We start from the raw sequence: 8,002 nt of genomic DNA, 5'->3' as shown, positions 1-8,002 counted from the left end.
CTTTTCTGCTCTTACAAAAGCGGTCTCCACTATCCACGGGCACCGCGAAAGACGAGACGGGGGAATCGTTGAAAATACTGCCAGCCTCAGTTTCTGCCCTGCGGGCGAGTACGGTCGCATGCGTCGTCGCACTCTCCGCTTTTGCAGCGACTTCCTGCACGACTGGCACCACCCCCAGCGTCACTTCCGCGCTGACCAGCGCGGCCGAAACCACCCAGACGGCTGAAGCCAAAGCAACCTCCGAACATGCGATGCCATCCACCGGGACGGCGACCGTTTCGCCCGAAGCGCTCGCGCTGGCCGGCAGTACAGAGGCCAGCGCCCTGCAGGCGGCAAAGGATGGCAAAACGAGCGAGGCCGCTGCGGCACCGGCAACGGGAGAACAGCAGGCTGCAGCCGCCACGCCCACCGAAGCAGCGCCAGCACAGAAGACTTCCCTCTTTGGTTCGAGTGCACCCGCAAAGCCGGAAGGTACCGTAGAGGTCGCAAACGCAGCATCCGCCGCAGCGCCTGCGAGAACTTCTCTCTTCGGCAACAGCATGCGCGGTGAAGGCGCATCTTCGCCGCAAAAGGCAGCACCGAAGCCCGCCGAGACTGCAGAAGCACCCAGCTCCGACCCGGCGAAGACGGACGAAGCGGCGGCGGCCACACAAAATAAGCCGGCCGAAAGCAAGACGGCCACTGCAGCGCCCAATAAGGACAGTGGGCTGCTGCTCCGGCTTTTCGGCAATAGTCAGAACAGGCCCGCGGCGAGCCGACAGCTGGCGGTCATCCAGCCAAAGTCTCAGCCGCAGCTGCGCTCGGCCGAGCCACCTGTCCAGACTGCTTCGGCCGCCCTTCCCTCGGCCGAGTCTTTTGCCGGCAAGACGGAACACATGTCGTCCCTGCCGGGCGTTCGTCCGAATGCCGGCATCCAGATCATGCAGCGCGATAGCCTCTATGAAGACGACGACATGGAGTTTGCGCCTGCTCCGGTCATCCTCGCTTCAGCTGCCGGTCTTGCCCGTCTCGCGCCTAATGGATTGAAGGTGCAACGTGAGAACGTGCAGGTGGCATGCCTCAAGCCGCAGCTCGTCGGCTTCCTCAAGACTATCGAGCGTCGCTTCGGCAAATCCGTGATCGTTACGTCCGGCTATCGCAGCCCGCCTTACAACCGCCTCGTCAATGGCGCGAAGGCCTCGCTGCACATGTCGTGCGCTGCCGCTGATATTCAGGTTCCCGGCGTTTCCAAATGGGTGCTTGCCAACTTTGCCCGCTCGATGCCGGGACGCGGCGGTGTTGGAACTTATTGTCACACCGAATCAGTCCACGTCGACATTGGACCGACGCGCGATTGGAACTGGCGCTGCTCGCGCGGCCGCGGATAGTTAGACCCCAAACCTCAGGTTGCGCTTGTCCCCATGCTGTACCGACTAACCCGCAAGTTGAACATTTTTCATTTTTTTGAAAAAAGAATGCTCAATGGGGTTGCGGGGCAAAAACTGTTTCACTATAAGCCGCTTACCTGCGGGGCGCCCATCGTCTAGCGGTCTAGGACGCCGCCCTTTCACGGCGGAAACAGGGGTTCGATTCCCCTTGGGCGTACCAGGTTTTCTTCCTGGAAAATCAGAATGTTAAGACGCAATGCTCTAACGCTTTTGCGTACCACCATTTATGCAAAGTGGCCAACTCCAATCGAGCTGGCCACCTGACGTGTTGCCTGTAGTGCCTAGTTGGCGGGTGCAGGCTTGGCGGGTTCGGGAGCCGGCGTCGTTGGTGCTGGCGCCGGGGTCGTCGGCTCGGATGTGGTGGCGGGAGCTTTGGTTTCGCCCTCTTTCGGCTTGTTGTCGCATGCGGCCAAAGTGAGCGCGGCGACTGCTGCAAGCGGTAGGAAAAACTTGAGATTCATCATGCTTTCTCCTGAACTGTTTCGTCCCTCCATATAGAATGGGTCAGAGTCCGGGATTAGAACAGCCCACCGTTTTCAAGCTTTATCACGGGCTGTTAGACAAAGTTATGCGACCGATATCGGGAGCTGACTTATCATAAATTACTGCCGAGACTCATTTGGCGGCAGTAGGGTTCGCCTTACCTCCACTCGGACCCGATTCTCCCACCCCAGAGCAAACTAACCTGCCTTTTAGAGGCAGGTTTTTTTATGTGGCAACCGCTGGTCCACAAGCCCCTGCTGGCTGATTGCCGTCACGCTGCCCTTGGGCTAAACCGCACGCATGGATTTCACATTTCCACTCGTCACTGGCAGGCTCGTCCAACGCTACAAGCGCTTTCTCGCCGACATCATCCTTGATGACGGCGCGGCGATCACGAGTTCCGTTCCCAATACCGGTTCCATGCTTGGTCTCACCGATCCCGGCATCAAGGTCTGGCTCTCCCTGTCCGACGGCGCAAAGCGGAAGTATCGACATACCCTGCAAATGGTCGAGGTCGATGGTACAATGGTCGGCATCAATACCGGTTTGCCGAACCGTATCGCCGAAGAAGCGATCCTGGCGGGATTAATTCCTTCGCTCTCAGGCTATGCCGAACTGAAGCGCGAGCAGAAATATGGCCTTAATTCGCGCATCGACATCCTTTTGCAGGGCCCGGGGCGCCGGGCGGCCTATGTTGAGGTCAAGAACGTGCATTTTTCGCGCAAACCGGGCCTTGCGGAGTTCCCGGACTCGCCAACGGCGCGTGGTGCAAAACATCTGGACGAGCTCGGAAACATGGTTGAGAATGGCAATCGCGGCGCCATGCTCTATGTCGTCCAGCGCGGGGATTGCGAACAATTGCGGATTTGTGGTGATCTTGACCCGGTCTATGCTGCCGCTTTTGATCGGGCAATGAAGCGCGGGGTTGAAGCATACGCCGTAAAATGCCACATCACGCCTATGGGCATTGCTGCGATCAGCACGATGCCAATTATCGATTGATGCCAAGCGGACTCAACCATGGTCACCTATCTCGACGCGCAGAGCGCACCTCTTAAGAATACCGGTCAGATCCGGCTTCACGGCCCGGAGGGGTTCGAGGCCATGCGCAAGGCTTGCCAGCTGACCGCCCGCTGCCTCGACGAGCTTGCATCGATCGTCGCACCAGGCGTGACGACCAATACAATCGATCGCTTTGTGTTCGAATTCGGCGCCGATCATGGCGCCCTGCCCGCAACGCTCAACTATCGCGGCTACACAAAGTCGAGTTGCACGTCTATCAACCATGTGGTTTGCCACGGCATTCCCGATGACAAGCCGTTGCGCGAGGGCGATATCGTCAATGTCGACGTGACGTACATACTTGATGGCTGGCACGGCGACTCAAGCCGCATGTATCCTGTTGGTCAGATCAAGCGGGCGGCCGAGCGCCTGATGGAAGTGACGCATGAAAGCCTGATGCGCGGCATCGCCGCCGTTCGACCGGGGGTTCGGACCGGCGCCATCGGTGCGGCCATCCAAACCTACGCGGAGGCAGAGCGTTGCTCCGTCGTGCGTGACTTCTGCGGCCATGGCGTCGGACAGCTTTTCCATGACGCACCGAATATTCTCCACTACGGTACGCCCAATGAGGGCATTGAGCTGCGCGAAGGCATGATTTTCACGATAGAGCCTATGATCAATCTTGGCCGCCCGCATGTGAAAGTGCTTGCCGACGGCTGGACGGCCGTGACACGCGATCGCTCGCTGACCGCGCAATACGAACACACTGTTGCCGTCACCAGCGCCGGTTGCGAGGTATTCACGTTGTCACCGGCTGGTTTGTTCGCACCCGGATTAAACCTCGGATAGGAATGAAGGGTAGATGAGCGAAGAAAAGCCCGAACAGATTTTCTTCGTCAGCGAGCCGCCCACAACACCCACTACCAATCAACCAGCCGTTGAGCCTTACGGCGCTCCTCGCAACGCGGAGCCGAGCCCTTCCGGCAGTGAGACGCCGCACTATGTCGGCCATCGCGAGCGTATGAAGGAACGCTTCCAGAAGGTTGGCCACGAAGGTTTCGCCGACTATGAAATGCTGGAGATGCTGCTTTATCGCTCGATCCGGCAGGGCGACACCAAGCCACTGGCGAAGGCGCTGCTTACCCGGTTCGGGTCGCTGGCGGAAGTTCTGGGAGCGCCCGAACACCTGCTCCAGGAAGTCAAAGGCTGCGGCCCGGCTGTATCCTTTGATCTCAAGCTCGTGTCGGCCCTTACCCATCGCGTCATTCGTAGCGATATTCGCGAAAAAACCCTGCTGAGTTCGTGGAATAAGGTCATCGAATACTGCATCGCCGCCATGGCGCATGAACCACGCGAACAATTGCGCATCCTGTTCCTCGACAAGAAAAACGCGTTGATCGCCGATGAGATACAACAGGTCGGTACCGTCGACCACACGCCCGTCTACCCGCGCGAGGTTATGGCGCGGGCATTGAACCTGTCAGCGAGCGCGATCATTCTTGTCCACAACCATCCTTCGGGCGATCCAACCCCGTCCAAGGCCGACATCGAGATGACGAGGACCATCGCCAATATCGGCGCGCAGCTGGGAATTGTCGTTCATGACCACATCATTATCGGCAAGAATGGCCATGCCAGCCTCAAGGGACTGAAGCTTTATTGAGAAGGCGTCCTTACCGAGCAGAAACCGACTCTACAGCAAACCCGATCAAATGAGCCGTTCAAGAACGTCCTATTCAGATATTGTGCTTGAATGGAGATTTGAATGAACGCGGTTGAAAAGGCGATCTGGTTTATCGAAGGGCATTTTGCCGAGGGCATCACGCTGGATGACATTGCCGCTTCAGCTGGCTTGTCGCGCTTCTACATGTCGCGCGCCTTTGCGGCTGTGACCGGTTGTTCCGTTAGAGGTTACATCCGTGGGCGCCGGCTCAGCGAGGCTGCAAGACTCCTCTGCAAGGGTGCACCCGATATTCTCTGCGTCGCGCTCGAAGCCGGTTACAATTCCCATGAAGCATTCACCCGGGCCTTTCGCGATCAGTTCGGCATGACGCCCGAACAGATTCGCGCACAGGGCCATGTCGACAACATCCCATTGGTGGAGGCTATCAAAATGGACGAATCATTTGTCGTAGATCTGGAAGAACCACGTATCGTTGAGGGTAAGCCGCTGCTCGTTGCCGGAATAGGCGCGCGCTACGATTGCGAGAGCAGCAAGGCCATCCCGTCGCAATGGCAGCGCTTCGCTCCGCACATCGGCCACGTGCCGGGTCAGGTCGGTGATGTCTGCTACGGCGTTTGCTGCAACAGCGACGATGAAAACAACTTCGACTATATTGCCGGCGTTAAGGTCAAGGATTTCTCCGAAGTTCCCGACTCCTTCGGCCGCGTCCGCATTCCGGCACAGAAGTATCTCATTTTCAGACACTTGGATCATATTTCCACGATCCGAAGTACATTCATGACCATCTGGGGCAAGTATCTGCCGGAGTCGGGCCATGATGTCGCTGACGCGCCGAACTTCGAGCGCTACGGACCGGAGTTCGATCCGCGAACCGGCAATGGGGGCCTGGAAATCTGGGTCCCGGTGAAAAATTGAGACGGGAGCAATCGATTTAGAACAGGTTGCGGCCTGGCGGGAGCCCGCTGGCCGCAACCTTGCGTCGCTCCGGCCGTTATTGATGACATATGGCTGTCAGCGGGCTTGTCCCATGATAGGCCGCATCAACACGGGAGCAGACGAAATGCTGCAAGCTTGCCTCAACGGCGGTCGTAACCGCGATTTTCATACCGCCGTTCCCTATACGGCGGACGAGCTTGCCCGCGATGCCGCGCACGTGGTGGCTGCCGGTGCGAGCGAACTTCACATTCATCCGCGTGGTCCTGACGGCCTCGAAAGTCTTGCCCCGTATGATGTCGGCGCGGCCATCCGCGCGGTGCGTGAAAGCGTTCCGGAGGTACCGATTGGACTTTCGACCCATTGGCGCATTCCCCCAAGAGGCAGGGCACGCCAGACACCGATCGAGCAATGGCAGGATCTTCCGGACTACGTTTCGGTCAATCTGATCGAGGAGGATGCGGCCGAGGTCATGGCGCTCGTCTGGAGCAAAGGCATTGGTGTTGAAGCCGGCCTGTGGTCGGTGGATGATGCAGAGCGCCTCATAGCCCTTCCCGATGCGCAAAAATGTCTGCGGGTTCTCATCGAAATCAATGAACAGGATATTGACGAGGGGCTGGCCGTTGCGATGGGGATCGTATCGGTGCTCGAGCGGGCGAAGATGGAACTTCCAATTCTCCTCCACGGCGACGAAGCGAGTGTGTGGCCGATGTTCAACCTCGCTCTTGCGCGGGGCTACGATGGCCGTATCGGTCTTGAAGACGGCAGGCTTCTGCCTGAGGGCAAGGAAGCCGAGGACAACGCCGACCTCGTCCGCGCAGCCGCCGTTCTTGCCCGAGGCGGTGATACCATTCTCGGCACTGCAAATGAAAAGGGCCGCTGACGCGGCCCTTGCATGATCGACACGGAAGCTTACGCCTCGTCGTCGGTCTTCTTCTTGGCGGCCTTCTTTGGCGCTGCCTTCTTCGCCGGCCTCTTGGTCTCTTCCGGCTTGGCATCCGACTCGTCGTCAGCCATCAGTTCTTCCTTTGTCACCTTCTTGTCGGTGACGTTGATGTTCGACAAAAGGTGATCGACGACCTTCTCTTCGAAGATCGGCGCGCGCAGGTTATTGACTGCTTCCGGCGTCTTGCGGAAGAATTCATAGATCTGCTGTTCCTGGCCCGGATAGCGGCGAACCTGATCGTAGACGGCGCGCTGCAACTCTTCTTCGGTTACTTCGATGCCGGCCTTGTTGCCGATCTCGGAAAGAACGAGGCCGAGACGGACGCGGCGTTCGGCAAGATTGCGATATTCGTCGCGGGCTTCCTCTTCCGTCGTATCTTCATCCTCGAAGGTCTTGCCGGCTTCCTGGAGATCCTGACCGATCTGTGCCCAGATATTGTTGAACTCGGCGTTGATCAGGCGTTCCGGCGACTCGAACTTGTATTCGTTGTCGAGGGCATCGAGGATCTGGCGCTTGACCTTCTGGCGCGTAAACGTGCCGTACTGGCTTTCGATCTGCTCTCGAATAACTTGACGAAGACGGTCGGCGCTTTCGATGCCGAGCTTCTTCGCAGTCTCATCATTGATTTCAAGTTCGCCCGGCTTGGCAACTTCCTTGACAGTGATGTCGAAGGTCGCGTCCTTGCCGGCGAGATGCGCGGCGCCGTATTCGGCCGGGAACGTAACGTTGATCTGCTTCTCGTCGCCGGCCTTGACGCCGATCAACTGATCTTCAAAGCCCGGAATGAACTGGCCGGAACCGAGAACGAGCGTCGCGTCGGTATCGGCGCCGCCATCGAACGGCTCACCGTCGACCTTGCCGACGTAGTCCATGGTAACGCGGTCGCCGCTCTCGGCCTTGCCCTTCTTCGGTTCGAAGGTCTGGGCGGAGCTTGCAACGCGCTTGACCTGCTCCTCGACTTCCTCATCACTCACGTCAACGACTTCACGGGTCACGCTGATCTTCGACGCATCCTTGATTTCGATTGCGGGCAGAACTTCGTAGTTGAGAGAAAATTCGAAATCGGCTTCGCCGCTCAGAACCTTTTCCGCTTCCTTCTCGTCCTCGGTCATGACGACTTCCGGCTGCGTAGCCGACTTTTCGTTGCGCTCGGCGAGGATGGACCGCGAGGAATCGCTCAAGATCTCGTTGACGACTTCAGCCATGAACGACTTGCCGTACATCTTCCGCAGATGGTTCATTGGCACTTTGCCGGGGCGGAAGCCATTGATGCGCGCCTTGGCGCTGGCGCCCTTGAGGCGTTCGGAAAGCTTTGCTTCCAGATCCTTGGCCGGTACAACGACCTTGATCTCGCGCTTCAGCCCTTGATTGAGCGTTTCAGTAACCTGCATGTCCAAACCTTCACTTTTTTAACATTTGTCCCGCCGTTGCCGGCTCATTGGCCAAAATTGCGGGAGAAAACTGCCTGCCTTTGCGGCTTCCGGTGCGGATGGAGGAGCCTGGCTCGCCATCCACGTTGATTTTATT

At 58.3% G+C, this 8,002-nt stretch carries 8 protein-coding genes and 1 tRNA gene; 7 read left to right on the top strand and 2 right to left on the bottom strand.

The genetic code is table 11. From position 1 onward, the window contains the following. Window positions 1-1,367: D-Ala-D-Ala carboxypeptidase family metallohydrolase (locus AAAB35_RS10835; protein ID WP_340668284.1), on the top strand; the 1,367-nt coding region annotated here is incomplete at its 5' end. Window positions 1,368-1,511: 144 nt separating this feature from the next. Further along, a tRNA-Glu gene (locus tag AAAB35_RS10830) sits at window positions 1,512-1,587 on the top strand. 121 nt (window positions 1,588-1,708) lie between these two features. On the opposite strand, the gene AAAB35_RS10825 is transcribed toward AAAB35_RS10830, so the two are convergent. Next, window positions 1,709-1,891: a hypothetical protein gene (locus AAAB35_RS10825; RefSeq protein WP_340668283.1), complete on the bottom strand. Its 183-nt coding sequence runs from the start codon at window positions 1,889-1,891 to the stop codon at window positions 1,709-1,711. 319 nt (window positions 1,892-2,210) lie between these two features. Between AAAB35_RS10825 and sfsA the strand changes: the two genes are divergently transcribed. The 5 genes from sfsA (at window position 2,211) to AAAB35_RS10800 (ending at window position 6,412) form a co-directional block, all read left to right on the top strand. Then, window positions 2,211-2,912, top strand: a complete 702-nt coding sequence (gene sfsA / locus AAAB35_RS10820; RefSeq protein WP_340668282.1) for a DNA/RNA nuclease SfsA — start codon at window positions 2,211-2,213, stop codon at window positions 2,910-2,912. An 18-nt stretch (window positions 2,913-2,930) separates the two neighbouring features. Continuing rightward, entirely contained in the window at window positions 2,931-3,761 is an 831-nt protein-coding gene (gene map / locus AAAB35_RS10815) for a type I methionyl aminopeptidase (RefSeq protein WP_340668281.1), read from the top strand. A 13-nt stretch (window positions 3,762-3,774) separates the two neighbouring features. Further along, complete coding sequence (gene radC / locus AAAB35_RS10810; protein ID WP_340668280.1) at window positions 3,775-4,575, top strand: DNA repair protein RadC; 801 nt, start codon at window positions 3,775-3,777, stop codon at window positions 4,573-4,575. A gap of 102 nt (window positions 4,576-4,677) precedes the next feature. Then, window positions 4,678-5,511 (top strand): AraC family transcriptional regulator, encoded by an 834-nt coding sequence (locus tag AAAB35_RS10805; protein ID WP_340668279.1) that lies wholly within the window; start codon window positions 4,678-4,680, stop codon window positions 5,509-5,511. 145 nt (window positions 5,512-5,656) lie between these two features. Beyond that, window positions 5,657-6,412, top strand: a complete 756-nt coding sequence (locus AAAB35_RS10800; RefSeq protein WP_340668278.1) for a 3-keto-5-aminohexanoate cleavage protein — start codon at window positions 5,657-5,659, stop codon at window positions 6,410-6,412. A gap of 29 nt (window positions 6,413-6,441) precedes the next feature. Here AAAB35_RS10800 and tig read toward each other — a convergent pair whose 3' ends face one another. After that, a complete protein-coding gene (gene tig / locus AAAB35_RS10795; protein ID WP_340668277.1) occupies window positions 6,442-7,866 on the bottom strand; it encodes a trigger factor in 1,425 nt (474 codons plus the stop codon). Window positions 7,867-8,002: the final 136 nt, after the last annotated feature.

It is taken from the genome of Phyllobacterium sp., from assembly GCF_037994425.1.
Taxonomy (GTDB): Bacteria; Pseudomonadota; Alphaproteobacteria; order Rhizobiales; family Rhizobiaceae; genus Phyllobacterium.
Note: the sequence above shows the minus strand (reverse complement) of the source record. Positions and strands in the feature narration are given on the sequence as shown.